11 protein-coding genes are annotated in these 14,489 nt (G+C 69.3%); 9 read left to right on the top strand and 2 right to left on the bottom strand.

Annotated features, from left to right (window positions below; all coding sequences use genetic code 11):
- Window positions 1-367 precede the first annotated feature (367 nt).
- From ACFYY2_RS15485 to ACFYY2_RS15445, 9 genes are all read left to right on the top strand, one after another.
- Entirely contained in the window at window positions 368-2,626 is a 2,259-nt protein-coding gene (locus tag ACFYY2_RS15485; protein WP_388742382.1) for a glycoside hydrolase domain-containing protein, read from the top strand.
- A gap of 6 nt (window positions 2,627-2,632) precedes the next feature.
- Window positions 2,633-3,124: a hypothetical protein gene (locus ACFYY2_RS15480; protein ID WP_388742380.1), complete on the top strand. Its 492-nt coding sequence runs from the start codon at window positions 2,633-2,635 to the stop codon at window positions 3,122-3,124.
- A complete protein-coding gene (locus ACFYY2_RS15475) occupies window positions 3,121-3,882 on the top strand; it encodes a hypothetical protein (protein WP_388742377.1) in 762 nt (253 codons plus the stop codon). The genes ACFYY2_RS15480 and ACFYY2_RS15475 overlap by 4 nt, the downstream gene beginning before the upstream one ends.
- Window positions 3,883-4,459: 577 nt before the next feature.
- Window positions 4,460-5,659, top strand: a complete 1,200-nt coding sequence (locus ACFYY2_RS15470) for an ROK family protein (RefSeq protein ID WP_388742375.1) — start codon at window positions 4,460-4,462, stop codon at window positions 5,657-5,659.
- Window positions 5,660-5,778: 119 nt separating this feature from the next.
- Window positions 5,779-6,891 (top strand): sugar ABC transporter substrate-binding protein, encoded by a 1,113-nt coding sequence (locus ACFYY2_RS15465; protein ID WP_388742372.1) that lies wholly within the window; start codon window positions 5,779-5,781, stop codon window positions 6,889-6,891.
- A gap of 194 nt (window positions 6,892-7,085) precedes the next feature.
- A complete protein-coding gene (locus ACFYY2_RS15460) occupies window positions 7,086-7,874 on the top strand; it encodes an ATP-binding cassette domain-containing protein (protein ID WP_388742369.1) in 789 nt (262 codons plus the stop codon).
- Entirely contained in the window at window positions 7,871-9,148 is a 1,278-nt protein-coding gene (locus tag ACFYY2_RS15455) for a sugar ABC transporter permease (protein ID WP_388742367.1), read from the top strand. Before ACFYY2_RS15460 ends, ACFYY2_RS15455 begins: the two co-directional genes overlap by 4 nt.
- Before the next feature lie 173 nt (window positions 9,149-9,321).
- Window positions 9,322-11,235, top strand: coding sequence for a 1-deoxy-D-xylulose-5-phosphate synthase (dxs, locus tag ACFYY2_RS15450; protein WP_388742364.1), 1,914 nt, complete (start codon window positions 9,322-9,324; stop codon window positions 11,233-11,235).
- A gap of 145 nt (window positions 11,236-11,380) precedes the next feature.
- On the top strand, window positions 11,381-12,883 hold the full coding sequence (locus ACFYY2_RS15445; protein ID WP_388742361.1) for an amino acid permease: 1,503 nt from the start codon (window positions 11,381-11,383) through the stop codon (window positions 12,881-12,883).
- 6 nt (window positions 12,884-12,889) lie between these two features.
- Here the strand turns inward: ACFYY2_RS15445 and ACFYY2_RS15440 are convergent, their stop codons facing one another.
- Together ACFYY2_RS15440 and ACFYY2_RS15435 are read right to left on the bottom strand one after the other, a co-directional pair.
- Window positions 12,890-13,303: an NTP pyrophosphohydrolase gene (locus ACFYY2_RS15440; protein ID WP_388742358.1), complete on the bottom strand. Its 414-nt coding sequence runs from the start codon at window positions 13,301-13,303 to the stop codon at window positions 12,890-12,892.
- Between the two features lie 20 nt (window positions 13,304-13,323).
- Window positions 13,324-14,424, bottom strand: coding sequence for an LCP family protein (locus ACFYY2_RS15435; RefSeq protein ID WP_388742356.1), 1,101 nt, complete (start codon window positions 14,422-14,424; stop codon window positions 13,324-13,326).
- Between the last annotated feature and the right edge of the window lie 65 nt (window positions 14,425-14,489).

Raw genomic sequence — 14,489 nt, 5'->3', positions numbered from 1 at the left:
GAGGGCTCCAGTCCCGCATTCCGGAACTTCAAACGCGGTTCGCGTACTGGTTCGGCACCGATCCGGGTGCGGGACCGTCACAAGGTCTGGTCCGTACCAGGCATACGTGCCGCACCCGCTCGAACGGGACTTGAACGATCGCCGGGCGTCGACGAGGGTGGGCGCCGGGCCACTCCGGTGGCTCCGACAAGCGCTTACTGAGCGGCTGTCGGTACGGGGGCCAAGGGGGGACCGCGTGGTCGGCGGGCGGCGGATCATCATCCGGCGCAGGGCCGGCCCGCGTCGCACCGGCATGCGCCGGGACACATGAACTCACTCCTTCCAGAGCTCCCGGACGACTTCCTCCGGTCCCGTGAAAGGGGAGTTCATGGCTGACGAGATGGTGCTCCGCGCCCAGAGATTCATCAACACCACGTACGGCAACGGCGCGACCCTCGGCATGTCCAAGCTCGACGAGAACGGCCAGACCAGCTGGACCGTGATGTACGCCCTGACCCGGGCTCTCCAGTACGAGATGGGCATCGGTTCGCTGTCCAACAACTTCGGTGACGGCACCCTCGCCGCGATCGCCTCGAAGTACGGCAAGCTGGACGCGAGTACGGTCCCCTCCGCGAACTTCTGCCGGATCCTCCAGTCCGCCCTGTACTGCAAGGGGTACGACGGCGGTGACATCGACGGCACGTACAACTCCCGTGTCCAGGCCGCCGTGGCGAAGCTGCACCAGAACATGGGCGTGGACGTCACCTACCCGGGTGGCGCCCTCTGGCCCAAGACCGTCAAGGGCCTGTTCAACATGGACGCCTACGTCACGGTCAACTCGGGTTCCGACACCATCCGCTCCATCCAGCAGTGGCTGAACGGGCGTTACATCCTGCGCAAGGACTTCTACATCATCCCGTGCGACGGCCACCACTCCCGTGACGTCGCGAAGTCGATGCTGTACGCCATCCAGTACGAGCTCGGCATGGCCGACGGCACGGCGAACGGGGTCTTCGGTCCGGGCACGCAGACGGGCCTGAAGAGCCACACGCTGTCTACCGGCAGCTCGGGCGTGTGGGTCCAGCTCTTCACCGCCGGCATGGTGCTCAACAAGCGCCCCGTGTCCTTCTCGTCCTCGTTCACCTCCTCGCTGGCGTCCTCCGTCAGCACCTTCCAGTCGTTCATGCACCTCGCCGTCAACGGCACGGCCGACTTCCGCACCTGGTCCTCCCTGTTGGTGTCCTACGGCGACCAGACACGCCAGGGCGAGGCGTGCGACGGCGTCACGAAGATCACCCCCGCCCGCGCACAGGCGCTGAAGAGCGCCGGCTACAAGTACATCGGCCGCTACCTGTACAACCCCTCCACGACCGACCTGCCCGAGAAGGAGATCCAGCCCGGCGAACTCGCCACGATCAAGGAGTACGGGCTGCGCTGCTACCCCATCTACCAGACCTGGGCCCGGTCCGTGGACTACTACAGCCCGGCCCAGGGCGTCACCGACTGCGCGAACGCCGCCTACAAGGCCGAGGAGCACGGGTTCAAGCCCGGCAGCCGGATCTACTTCGCGGTGGACTACGACGCCGTCGACGACGAGGTCACGTCGCACATCCTCCCGTACTTCAAGAGCGTGGCAGCCCAGATGAGCCGGATGGGCAACCCGTACAAGATCGGTGTCTACGGCCCGCGCAACGCGTGTTCCCGTATCTCCGACGCCGGCTACGCGGGCACCAGCTTCGTCTCCAACATGTCCTCCGGCTTCTCCGGCAACCTCGGCTACGCGATGCCGGAGAACTGGGCGTTCGACCAGATCGTCACGAAGTCGATCGGGTCCGGCGACGGTCACATAGAGATCGACAACAACATCGCCTCCGGGCGTGACACGGGACAGGGCGACTTCGACGCGCCCCCGGCCCAGAAGCTCGACATCGGCTTCGACCTCTCCTACTGGGATGCCCTTGCCGACGAAGCCACCGAATACATGAAGTCCATCGGCAGAGGCGAGCAGTCGAACAACATCTACACGCGCCGGCAGTGCCTGGAGACGATCATGTCGCTCGACGACGTCATCACCTCCACCGCCCGTCGCCACCGGATGCGCAAGGCCCTCATCCAGACCACCGCCTTCTGGGAGTTCTGCCACTACGGGCAGGAGGACCTCATCAAGGACGGCGGCGTCGGGTTCTACTACACCGGCACCGTCCCGGACTGGGCCCAGAATCTCCCCGGTGTCTCCAAGGTGCAGGACAGCAGCACCGGCGTCGGCCAGATCCAGGGCCGCGTCGGCATCCTCGCGTGGAACAACTCCATCAACGCGGGTCTCGCCGAAGGAACGATCCTCGACCCCACGGACGTCCGCCCGAGCCCGGACTCGGACCGGTACAAGATGTGGATCAAGCTCCTGGAGGACAACGCCTACAACGTCCGGACCGTCGCCCACATCCACATCTGGGGCGCCGACGGCAAGCAGGGCGACGCGACGGAGACCCCGCAGCGCCGTCCCGCCCTCGACTACACGCAGACCGAGATCTACGAGGTGCTCCGCCGCTACCAGGGCCCGGTGGAGCCCGCGTTCAGCGACGCGACCCTGCGGATGCCCCTCTACGCGATCTTCGAGAAGTACAACAGTGCCGTCCGGGGAGCCTGACGTCCCGTGCTCGCAGCATCAGACCCCTACCAGGGGCACAGCTTCACGGCGCTTCTGGCCATCCTGATCGCGGGAGCGGCGGCGCTGTGCGGCATCGCCGCACACCTGTGCTCGCGGCTCGCGCGGCGGAGGCGTCAGGCCCGTACCCCGGCGTCGACGTGGCGCGACGTCACGCTGCTGACGTCGGCCGGTGCCCTCGCCCTGTACCTGTGGGGCTGCCTGCATCTGCTGCTGCTCGACCGGCAGGAGCGCGGCACACGCTGCGCGTACGTCGACGGCGAGCTCCGGAGGCCGGGTGCCGAGGCGACCACCGGAGACTTCATCCCGCTGCGGCTCGTGTGCCGCATGCCCGACGGCACCAGCCACACCGCCGTCGTCCCCGACTACATCAACCCGACCATCGCCGTACTGCTGCTGCTCGCCCTGGGAGCGGGGACCGTCTCCCTGCTGCTCCACCGCAAGCGGCAGGCGACCCAACGGAAGGCAGGCCGATCGTGATCCGTACCGAGATGTCCCGCAGACACGCACTCACCGTGGCGGCCGGAGTCACCGCCGCGAGCCTCGCCTCGGGCGGCGTGCTCGCCGCCCCGGCCGCCGCAGCCCCGGCCGTGACCGGCGCGCCGCCCCACCGGAACGACCGGCTGAAGAAGGCGCTGAGCGATCTGGAGGACCGCCGCCGGAGGCTCCTGACCGGCCGCCCGTCCGGCAACGGCTGGGAGATGCAGAGGGCCGTCGACGCGGAGGGTGAGATCGTCACGCACTCCGTGGCGGGCACGGGACTGAAGGTCTCCCTGCGCGAGGGCGACGCCGCGACACTCCTGCTGCACGTCGTCCGCCGCTTCCACTACGAGATCGAGGCGATCGGTCTGCCGGGGGAGCCGGCGCCGATCGAGGGCTGGACGGCCCCCGGGAAGGTGCGGGACACCGCCCGGCCGCGTTCGAACCAGGCGTCGGGCACGGCGGTGCTGATCAGGCCCGGCTCCTACCCGCCCGGCGTACGGGGCGGCCTGACCACGGCGCAACAGCTCGTGCTCCGGGACGTCATCGCCGACACCGAGGGCCTCGTGCGCTGGGGCGGCGACGACCGGCCGGCGGACGAGGGCCTCTTCTACCTCGCCGTCGGGCCGGACGACACGAAGCTGCCGGGCGTCGCCGCGAAGCTGCGGGCATGGCGGGAGACCCCCGGCAGGGGAGCCGGAGTCATCGTGGACGTGGCGGAGCCCGCGCGGCGCCGTCGCGCCGAGCGCTACCGGTAGGCGCGGAGGCGCCCACCGGCCCGGACCGGGCCACCAGCAGTGCCCGTGCGGGGCGGACGTGCGTGCGTCCGCCCCGCACGGTCGTGAGCGGACGCGGAGACGTGCGGGGGGCAGCAGATGTGAGCGCGGGCGCGGGAGTCGGATCTCGCGGACCCGCAAGTGCCGTGCGGGCCAGCCCGGTTGGGGTGGCCGGCCCGGTCGGCCGAGCCCGGTCCGCCGTTCACGGCCTGAACTGCCGCCGCCGGCCGACGGCCCGTGCGGCCGGCAACGCGAGTCCCCGACGGCGTTGTGCGGCAGGGTATTTGGGCGGCGGGACCCGGAAGCCGGTGGAACCACCGGCCGGGCGGCGGGGCCGGCGACACCGCAGAACACGGCTGCGGACGGCGAACCACCGGTCCTGCGCGTGCTCGCCGCGAGGCCCTGCCGGTTCGTCCGGACAGCGCTCGAAGGCGCCGTCGGGCCGCGGGAGCGACGTGCTCGTCAGAGGCCCCCACTGCTCAGGTCTTGACGGGGGGCACCCCAAAACGCTCAGCTTAGGGTTCACATGTTAGAGAAAACGGCAGGAGTGAGTGAGTCGATGGAGACTCCGGGGTCGCAGACATCTCTGCATCGGGCCAACCTTGAGCGGGTCGTGCGTGCCGTAAGAATGGCGGGGTCCCTGACCCAGGCCGAGATCGCCAGAAGCACCGGCCTCTCCGCGGCCACTGTCTCCAACATCGTGCGAGAACTCAAGGACGGCGGCACGGTCGAGGTGACGCCCACCTCGGCGGGCGGGCGCCGCGCCCGCAGTGTCTCCCTCAGCGGGGATGCCGGCATCGTCATAGGGGTTGATTTCGGGCACACCCACCTCCGGGTCGCCATCGGCAACCTCGCCCACCAGGTGCTGGCGGAGGAGTCCGAGCCGCTGGACGTCGATGCCTCGTCCGCCCAGGGCTTCGGCCGGGCGGAACAGCTGGTCAACCGCCTGGTCGAGACCACGGGGATCAGTCCCGAGAAGGTGATCGGCGTGGGACTCGGTGTGCCGGGCCCCATCGACGTCGAATCCGGAACTTTGGGCTCCACATCGATCCTGCCGGGCTGGACCGGCATCAATCCCAGTCAGGAGCTCGCGGGCCGCCTCGGGGTCCCGGTGTACGTGGACAACGACGCCAACCTCGGGGCCCTGGGCGAGCTCGTCTGGGGCAGTGGCCGCGGAGTCAGGGACCTGGCGTACATCAAGGTGGCGAGCGGTGTCGGCGCCGGTCTGGTGATCGACGGGCACATCTACCGGGGCCCGGGCGGCACGGCCGGCGAGATAGGGCACATCACGCTCGACGAGTCGGGCCCCGTCTGCCGCTGCGGCAACCGCGGTTGCCTGGAGACCTTCACCGCCGCCCGGTACGTCCTGCCCCTGCTCATGCCGAGCCACGGGCCCGATCTCACGATGGACCGGGTGGTGCAGCTGGCCCGTGAGGGCGATCCGGGCTGCCGCAGGGTCATCGGGGACGTCGGGCGGCACATCGGCAGCGGGGTGGCGAACCTGTGCAACCTGCTCAACCCGAGCCGTGTGGTGCTCGGCGGATCCCTCGCGGAGGCCGGTGAGTTGGTCCTGGGGCCCATCCGGGACTCGGTCTCGCGCTACGCCATCCCCAGCGCCGCCCGGCAGCTCTCCGTGCTCCCCGGGGCGCTCGGCGGACGGGCCGAGGTGCTGGGTGCGCTTGCCCTCGTGCTCAGCGAGATGGGTGATTCGACCCTTTTGGACAGCACCCTTCCTGCTGCGACCCCCGCCTTCACTTAGATAACGAATGGCACCGTTGTCATCTCGTTAAGTATTTACTCCTTGACGCTGGCGGCGCGGCCGAGTTGACTTCCAGCCACCTCGGCCGCAACGTCGCGGCCTCGTCAGGGAGGTTCGAAATGAACACGCGTATGCGTCGTGCCGCCGTTGCCGTTGCCGCCACCACCATGGCCGTCTCGCTCGCTGCCTGCGGTAGCGCCAAGGAGTCGGGCGACAAGGCGACCAGCACCGACTCGGGCAAGAAGGGCGACGCGATCAAGATCGGTCTGCTCCTTCCCGAGAACGTCACCGCTCGTTACGAGAAGTTCGACAAGCCGGTCATCGAGAAGAAGGTCAGCGAGCTGACCGGTGGCAAGGGCGAGGTCGTCTACGCCAACGCCAAGCAGGACGCCACGCTCCAGGCGCAGCAGGTCGACACCATGGTCACGAACAAGGTCGACGCGCTCATCATCGACGCCGTGGACGCCAAGGCCATCGAGAACAGCGTGAAGAAGGCCAAGGACGAGGGCATCCCCGTCGTCGCCTTCGACCGCCTCGCCGAGGGCCCGATCGACGCCTACACCTCCTTCGACAACGAAGAGGTCGGCCGCGCGCAGGGCACGGCCCTGCTGGAGGCTCTGGGTGGAGCCGCCAAGCCCACCATCGTCATGATGAACGGCGCGATCACCGACCCGAACGCCGCGCTCTTCAAGAAGGGCGCCAAGTCGGTGCTCGACGGCAAGGTGACGTACGGCAAGGAGTACGACACCAAGGAGTGGAAGCCGGAGAACGCCAACGCCAACATGGAGGGCGCCATCACGGCCCTCGGCAAGGACAAGATCGCCGGCGTCTACTCCGCCAACGACGGCATGGCGGGTGGCATCATCCAGGCCCTCAAGTCCGCCGGTCTCTCCAAGCTCCCGCCGGTCACCGGCCAGGACGCCGAACTCGCCGGTGTGCAGCGCATCGTCACCGGTGAGCAGTTCATGAGCGTCTACAAGTCCTACCCGCAGGAGGGCATCGTCGCCGCGGAGATGGCCGTCGCGCTCGCCAAGGGCGAGAAGCTCGACACCATCGCCACGTCCAAGATCGACAATGCCGGCACCAAGGGCATCCCGACGGTCATCGTCCCGGTCGTCTCGCTGACCAAGGCGAACATCAAGGACACCGTCATCAAGGACGGCATCTGGACGCTGGACGAGATCTGCTCGGCCAAGTACAAGGACGCCTGCGCGGCCGCGGGCCTGAAGTAGGCCCCATCCGCCCGGCAAGGCCCTCGGGGCCGGGCCGGGCGGCCCCGAAGCCTGTCCGGCGCCCGGCCCACCAACTGTCCCGCTACCGGGCCGGGCGCCGGACGGAACGCTTCCGCTTTTTCTCACTCTTCTGCTCAACCACCGTGCCTCCCCCCAGAGGTGTGGTATCCCCGCCGGGTCAGGCGGCGAAGGAGATGGTTCACGTGTCCGCTACGCCCGTGTTGGCGTTGCGAGGGGTCTCCAAGCGATTCGGTGCCGTCCAGGCGCTCACCGATGTAGAGCTTGAGGTCCACGCCGGTGAGGTGGTCGCCCTGGTGGGTGACAACGGTGCCGGTAAATCAACGCTGGTCAAGACGATCGCAGGTGTGCACCCCATCGATGACGGAGTCATCGAGTGGGACGGCCGCCCGGTCCAGATATCCAAGCCGCACGATGCCCAGAACCTGGGGATCGCGACCGTCTACCAGGACCTCGCGCTCTGCGACAACATCGACGTCGTCGGCAACCTCTACCTCGGCAGGGAGCTCCGCAAGTACGGGATCCTCGACGAGGTCGAGATGGAGCGCCGCTCGCGCGAGCTCCTCAGCACGCTGTCGATCCGCATCCCCAGCGTCCGCATTCCGATCGCGTCCCTGTCCGGCGGTCAGCGCCAGACGGTCGCCATCGCGCGTTCGATGCTGGGCGAGCCCAAGCTGGTCATCCTCGACGAGCCCACCGCCGCACTCGGCGTCGAGCAGACCGCGCAGGTCCTCGACCTCGTCGAGCGGCTGCGCGAGCGCGGCCACGCGGTCATCCTCATCAGCCACAACATGGCCGATGTGAAGGCCGTCGCCGACAAGGTCGCCGTCCTCCGGCTCGGCCGGAACAACGGGGTCTTCGACGTGAAGACCACCTCGCAGGAAGAGATCATCTCCGCCATCACGGGCGCCACGGAGAACGCCGTGACCCGTCGTGCGGCGCGCAACGCGGAGGCCCAGAAGTGACAACCGACAAGACGTCCACGGCAGTGGTCAACCCGGAGGCGGCCAAGGGCGCCGACACCGTGGTCGACCCCCGGCTGCTCGTCCGCGAGCAGGGCCTCGCCGGATACCTCACCGAGTTCAAGCGCAAGATGCGCGGTGGTGACCTCGGCTCGATCCCCGTGATCATCGGCCTGCTCATCATCTGCGTCGTCTTCCAGAGCCTGAACTCCGAGTTCCTCTCCGCGAAGAACGTCAGCGACATCGCGGTGACGATGGTGGCCACGGGCATGATGGCTGTCGGCATCATCTTCGTGCTGCTGCTCGGGGAGATCGACCTCTCGGTCGGCTCCGTCAGCGGTGTCGCCGGAGCGGTCGTGGCGGTGCTCAGCGTCACCCACGGGGTGAACGAGTGGCTCGCCGTCCTCATCGCGATCGCCAGCGGCGCGGTCATCGGCGCGATCCACGGCTTCTTCTTCGCCCGGATCGGCGCCCCCGCCTTCGCCGTCACCCTCGCCGGCCTGCTGTTCTGGCTGGGCTTCATGCTCCAGCTGCTCGGCGACACCGGCACCATCAACCTGGACAGCGACGGCGTCATCGGCAAGCTGACCACGTACTACTTCGCGGACGTCGCGGCCGCCTACGGACTCGCGGCCGTCGCAGTGATCGGCTACTTCCTCTCCGCCTACCTGGACACCCGCCGCCGTGAGGCCGCCGGCGTCCCGTCGCGGCCGGTCGTCGACATCGTGGTGCGCACCGTCATCCTGGCGCTGTTCTCCTTCGGCGCCGCGTTCATGTTCAACCAGTACCGCGGCCTCCCGCTGGCCCTGGTCCTCTTCCTCGTCGTCCTGGTCGGCACGGACTTCGTCCTGCGCCGCACCTCCTACGGCCGGAAGATCTTCGCGCTCGGCGGCAGCGTCGAGGCGTCCCGCCGCGCGGGCATCAACGTCACCGCGGTCCGGATCTCCGTCTTCGCCATCGCCGGCACCTTCGCGGCGATCGGCGGGCTGTTCTGGGCCTCCAAGATCGCGGCGGCCAACCAGGGCTCCGGCGGCGGCGACCTCCTGATGAACGTCATCGCGGCGGCCGTGATCGGCGGCACCAGCCTCTTCGGCGGCCGCGGCCGCACCTGGAACGCCCTGCTCGGCGTCATGGTGATCGTCTCGATCCAGTACGGCCTCGCCCTGGAGGGCATCGCCACGCCGATCAACTACATGATCACCGGCGCTGTTCTCCTCATCACGGTCGTCATCGACTCCGTCACCCGCAAGACGCAGAAGACCGCAGGCCGCGCCTGACCTTCGCACCTGCGGACATGTGCCCGGCATCCTCCGCGATGCCGGGCACACGCGTGTCCGGCGCGCCCCGGCGCGGCAGGGCGGAATGCGCCGCCCGATGACCGGGCCCGCCGACGGAACATTAGACTCATCGGATCGACACGCTCGACCAGCTCTTACGCAAGGAGGCACGGGTGGACCTGCTGACCCGCATCGGGGGACCGCGCGACCTGGACCGGCTCGGCCTCGAGCAGCTCGACCAGCTCGCCGGGGAGATCCGCACCTTCCTCGTCGAGGAGGTGTCCAAGACCGGGGGCCACCTCGGCCCGAACCTGGGTGTGGTCGAGCTGACCATCGCCCTGCACCGGGTCTTCGAGTCCCCGCAGGACAAGGTCCTCTTCGACACCGGCCACCAGAGCTACGTGCACAAGCTGCTCACCGGCCGGCAGGACTTCTCGAAGCTCAAGAGCAAGGGCGGCCTCTCCGGATACCCGTCCCGCGCCGAGTCCGAGCACGACGTCATCGAGAACTCGCACGCCTCGACGGTGCTCGGCTGGGCCGACGGCCTCGCCAAGGCCAACGAGGTCCTGGGCAAGGACGACCACGTCGTCGCCGTCATCGGTGACGGCGCGCTCACGGGCGGCATGGCCTGGGAGGCGCTGAACAACATCGCCGCCGCCAAGGACCGCCCGCTCGTGATCGTCGTCAACGACAACGAGCGCTCGTACGCGCCGACCATCGGCGGCCTCGCGAACCACCTCGCCACCCTGCGCACCACCGACGGGTACGAGCGGTTCCTGGCCCGCGGCAAGGACCTCCTGGAGCGCACGCCGGTCGTCGGCAAGCCGCTGTACGAGACCCTGCACGGCGCCAAGAAGGGCCTCAAGGACTTCATCGCCCCGCAGGGCATGTTCGAGGACCTCGGGCTGAAGTACGTCGGGCCGATCGACGGCCACGACATCGAGGCCCTGGAGTCCGCGCTCCAGCGGGCCAAGCGCTTCGGCGGCCCGGTCATCGTGCACTGCCTCACCGAGAAGGGCCGCGGCTACACCCCCGCCCTCGAGGACGAGGCGGACCGCTTCCACGCCGTCGGCAAGATCCACCCGGACACCGGCCTGCCGATCTCCACCTCCGGTCTCGACTGGACGTCGGTCTTCGGCGAGGAGATGGTCAAGCTCGGCCACGAGCGCGAGGACATCGTCGCGATCACGGCCGCCATGCTCCAGCCGGTCGGCCTCGGCAAGTTCGAGGAGGCCTTCCCGGACCGGATCTACGACGTCGGGATCGCCGAGCAGCACGGCGCGGTGTCCGCCGCCGGCCTGGCCACGGGCGGGCTGCACCCCGTCTTCGCGGTCTACGCGACCTTCCTCAACCGTGCCTTCGACCAGGTCCTCATGGACGTCGCCCTGCACAAGTGCGGCGTCACGTTCGTCCTGGACCGGGCCGGCGTGACGGGCACGGACGGTGCCTCGCACAACGGCATGTGGGACATGTCGATCCTGCAGTGCGTGCCCTCCCTGCGCATCGCGGCCCCGCGCGACGCCGACCAGGTCCGCGCCCAGCTGCGCGAGGCCGTCGCCGTCGACGACGCCCCGACCGTCGTCCGCTTCTCCAAGGGCGCCGTAGGCCCCGCGGTCAAGGCGGTCGGCACGGTGGGCGGCATGGACGTCCTGCGCTCGGCGGGTACGGACAAGCCCGACGTCCTGCTGGTCTCCGTCGGCGCGCTCGCCCCGATGTGCCTGGAGATCGCCACGCTCCTGGACGCCCAGGGCATCTCGACGACGGTGGTCGACCCGCGCTGGGTCAAGCCCGTCGACGAGGCGCTCGCACCGCTGGCGGCTCAGCACCGGGTCGTCGTCACCGTGGAGGACAACAGTAGGGCCGGCGGTGTCGGCTCGGCCGTCGCCCAGTCCCTGCGCGACGCGAACGTCGACGTGCCGCTGCGTGACTTCGGTATCCCGCCGGTCTTCCTCGACCACGCCTCCCGGGCCGAGGTCATGGCCGAGATCGGTCTGACGGCGCCGGACATCGCCCGCCAGGTCACCGGTCTGGTGGCCAAGCTCGACGGACGGTACGAGAGCCGGGCCGCCGAGCCGGTCCGCGACTGATCCACCGCACGGCCCGTTGGGCCGGTCGGCCGCTCCGCACGGGTGGTCCGACCGGCCCATTCGCGTGACACGGGGCCGGGCGGAGCGTGCGGGGGCGGCCGGTTCCGAATCATGGCGTGCACGACGAGTGCGTGGAGGTACGCCGGTGAGCACGCAGCATGACACGCCCCCCAGCGGAGGAGGGCTGTTCCGGACCAAGACGGTCGAACAGTCCATCCGCGACACGGAAGAGCCGGAGCACGCGCTCAAGAAGTCCCTCTCCGCACTGGACCTCACGGTCTTCGGCGTGGGCGTGATCATCGGTACCGGGATCTTCGTCCTCACGGGCAAGGTCGCCAAGGAGACGGCGGGCCCCGCCACCGCCCTCGCGTTCGTCGCAGCGGGTATCGTCTGCGCGCTCGCCGCGCTCTGCTACGCCGAATTCGCCTCCACCGTGCCGGTGGCCGGATCCGCGTACACCTTCGCCTACGCCTCGCTCGGTGAGCTGGTCGCCTGGATCATCGGCTGGGACCTGGTGCTGGAGTTCGCCCTGGGCACGGCGGTCGTCGCGGTCGGATGGTCCGGCTACATCAGGTCGCTCCTGGACAACGCCGACTGGACCCTGCCCGACGCGCTGTCCGGACCGGACGTGGCAAGCGGCTTCGGCTTCGACATCCTGGCCTTCGCGCTGGTGCTCGTGCTGACCGTCATCCTGGTCCTCGGGATGAAGCTGTCGGCCCGGGTGACCACGGTGGTCGTCGCCATCAAGCTCGCCGTCGTCTTCATCGTGATCATCGCCGGCCTCTTCTTCATCAAGTCGGCCAACTACACCCCCTTCATCCCCGAGGCCCAGAAGCAGGAGGGCGGCTCGGGCCTGGACGCCCCGCTGGTCCAGCTGATCTTCGGCTACGAGCCGACGAACTTCGGCGTCATGGGCATCTTCACGGCCGCGTCCATCGTCTTCTTCGCCTTCATCGGCTTCGACGTCGTCGCCACGGCGGCCGAGGAGACCAAGCTCCCGCAGCGTGACATGCCGCGCGGCATCCTGGCCTCGCTGGTCATCTGCACCCTGCTCTACGTCGCCGTGTCCATCGTGGTCACGGGCATGCAGAACTACTCCGAACTCTCCGTCAGCGCCCCGCTCGCCGACGCCTTCAAGGCGGTCGGGCACCCCTTCTACGCCGGAGTGATCAGCTTCGGTGCGGCGGTGGGCCTGACCACGGTCTGCATGATCCTGCTGCTGGGCCAGACCCGCGTGTTCTTCGCGATGAGCCGGGACGGGCTGCTGCCGCGGTTCTTCTCGGTCACGCACCCGCGCTTCGGCACGCCCTACCGCCCGACGATCCTGCTCGGCGTCATCATCGCAATCGTCGCCGGGTTCACCAGCATCAACGAGCTGGCGACCCTGGTGAACATCGGCACGCTCTTCGCGTTCGTCGTCGTCGCCCTCGGCGTGATCGTGCTGCGCCGCACCCGCCCCGAACTCCACCGCGCCTTCCGCACACCGTGGGTGCCCGTCCTGCCGATCGTCTCGGTGGCCGCCTCGGTCTGGCTGATGCTGAACCTGCCCGCGGAGACCTGGCTCCGGTTCGCCATCTGGATGGCGATCGGAGTGATCATCTACTTCGCGTACGGGCGCCGCAACAGCCGTATGGCCCAGGGGCGCTGACCCGGGTCAGTCACGACGCGGAGGAGGCAGGGGCCGTACCGTACGCGGTCCCGCGCACCTCGCCCCGTACGCCTCGACCCGCCGCCGCAGTCCCCGGTCGGCCGTGACCACGACGCAGTCGTGCCGGCCGGCGGGGTCGTCCGCCCACGCCGCCACCAGGTCCACGATCAGGTCGTCGCCGCTGCCCGCGGCGGCCACCACGCGGACCCCCGGCACGGACCCGACCCCGCGGGCCGCGCCCTCCACGACCAGCACCAGTCCGGCGGGACCGGGGACGCCCGGCAACCCGTCGAGGGCGTACGGGACAAGCGAGTCCCGCAGCCGCTCGGCGGCCCCGCGCCGGTCCCGCCACCACTGGTCCGGGACGGACCCCACCACGTTGGCGGCGTCGATGATCACCAGAGCCCGATCGTTCGTCACCCCGTCAGGGTGACACGCGCTCAGCCGCCGGTCGCGGGGGACTTCTTCGCGGACTCCGGGATCGTGGCGTCCGAGCGGATGGCCTTCCAGAGGTCGCCGGCCTGCGGCTGCGCCGACACGACGCGGTTCGGGTCCCGCTTGTCGTAGGCGACCGGCAGCATGATCGTCTCCATGGACGAGGGGTCGACGCCGTTCATCGAGCGGGCGAACTCGGTGAGGGAGGTCAGTGACGCCAGTCCCTCGTCGGTGGTGAGCGACTTGGTGGCCGAGTTGGCGATCTTGTACGCCGTCGTCGGACTGCCCAGCAGGTCCTGCGACTTGATCTCGCTCAGCAGGGAGAACAGGAACTGCTGCTGCAGACCGATCCGGCCCAGGTCGCTGCCGTCGCCGATGCCGTGCCTGGTCCGGACGAAGGAGAGGGACTCGGTACCGTCGAGCTTGTGCGTGCCGGCGGTCAGGTCGAGCCCCGACGCCTTGTCGTGAATCGGCTCCTTCACGTCGACGGTGACGCCTCCGATGGCGTCGACCAGGTCCTTGAACCCGGCGAAGTTGATCTCCATGTAGTGGTCGATGCGGACGCCGGACATCTTCTCGACCGTCTTCACCACACAGGCCGGACCGACCTGCGAGTACACGGAGTTGAACATGACGCGCTCGGCGGAGTCCATCGTGGAACCGTCGGCCTTGGCGCACTCGGGCCGCGTCACCAGGGTGTCGCGCGGGATGGACACGGCGACGGCCTGGGTCCGGCCCTCGGGTATGTGCACCACCATGGCGGTGTCGGAGCGGGCTCCGCCGACGGCGCCGCCCCCGCCCAGCTCCTGGTTCTCCGCCCCGGCGCGCGAGTCGGAGCCGAGGACGAGGAGGTTCTGGCCGGTGGTGGGCAGCTTCTCGGGACGGTCCTCGCCGAGCGCCTTGTCGATGTCGACGCCCTTGATGTTGTTGTCGAGGTCCTCGTACATCCAGTACGCCGTGCCGCCGCCCGCGAGGACGAGCAGGGCGAGCACCCCGAGGGTGATCTTGAGGCCGCGGCGGCGCTTGCGTTCCTTCTTGCGGCCCCGCTTCGGTGCTTCCGCTCGTCGTGAGGCGCGCGGGCCCGGGGGCATGGCGTCCTTGCTCATCCTGTTCGAGTCCCTTTTCTCGCGGCCCGTCAGGGCTTGGGCGGGTTGGACTCGGGTGGGGGGAG

The sequence above is a fragment of the Streptomyces sp. NPDC001822 genome (genome assembly GCF_042892135.1).
Classification (GTDB): Bacteria; Actinomycetota; Actinomycetes; order Streptomycetales; family Streptomycetaceae; genus Streptomyces.
This window is presented reverse-complemented; position numbering and strand designations above follow the sequence as displayed.

Coding starts and splice junctions, on each gene's coding strand:
- ACFYY2_RS15435 (WP_388742356.1), bottom strand. CDS start 14,424: ATGAGCAAGGACGCCATGCCCCCGGGCCCGCGCGCCTCACGACGAGCG.
- ACFYY2_RS15460 (WP_388742369.1), top strand. CDS start 7,086: ATGGTTCACGTGTCCGCTACGCCCGTGTTGGCGTTGCGAGGGGTCTCC.
- ACFYY2_RS15485 (WP_388742382.1), top strand. CDS start 368: ATGGCTGACGAGATGGTGCTCCGCGCCCAGAGATTCATCAACACCACG.
- ACFYY2_RS15470 (WP_388742375.1), top strand. CDS start 4,460: ATGGAGACTCCGGGGTCGCAGACATCTCTGCATCGGGCCAACCTTGAG.
- ACFYY2_RS15465 (WP_388742372.1), top strand. CDS start 5,779: ATGAACACGCGTATGCGTCGTGCCGCCGTTGCCGTTGCCGCCACCACC.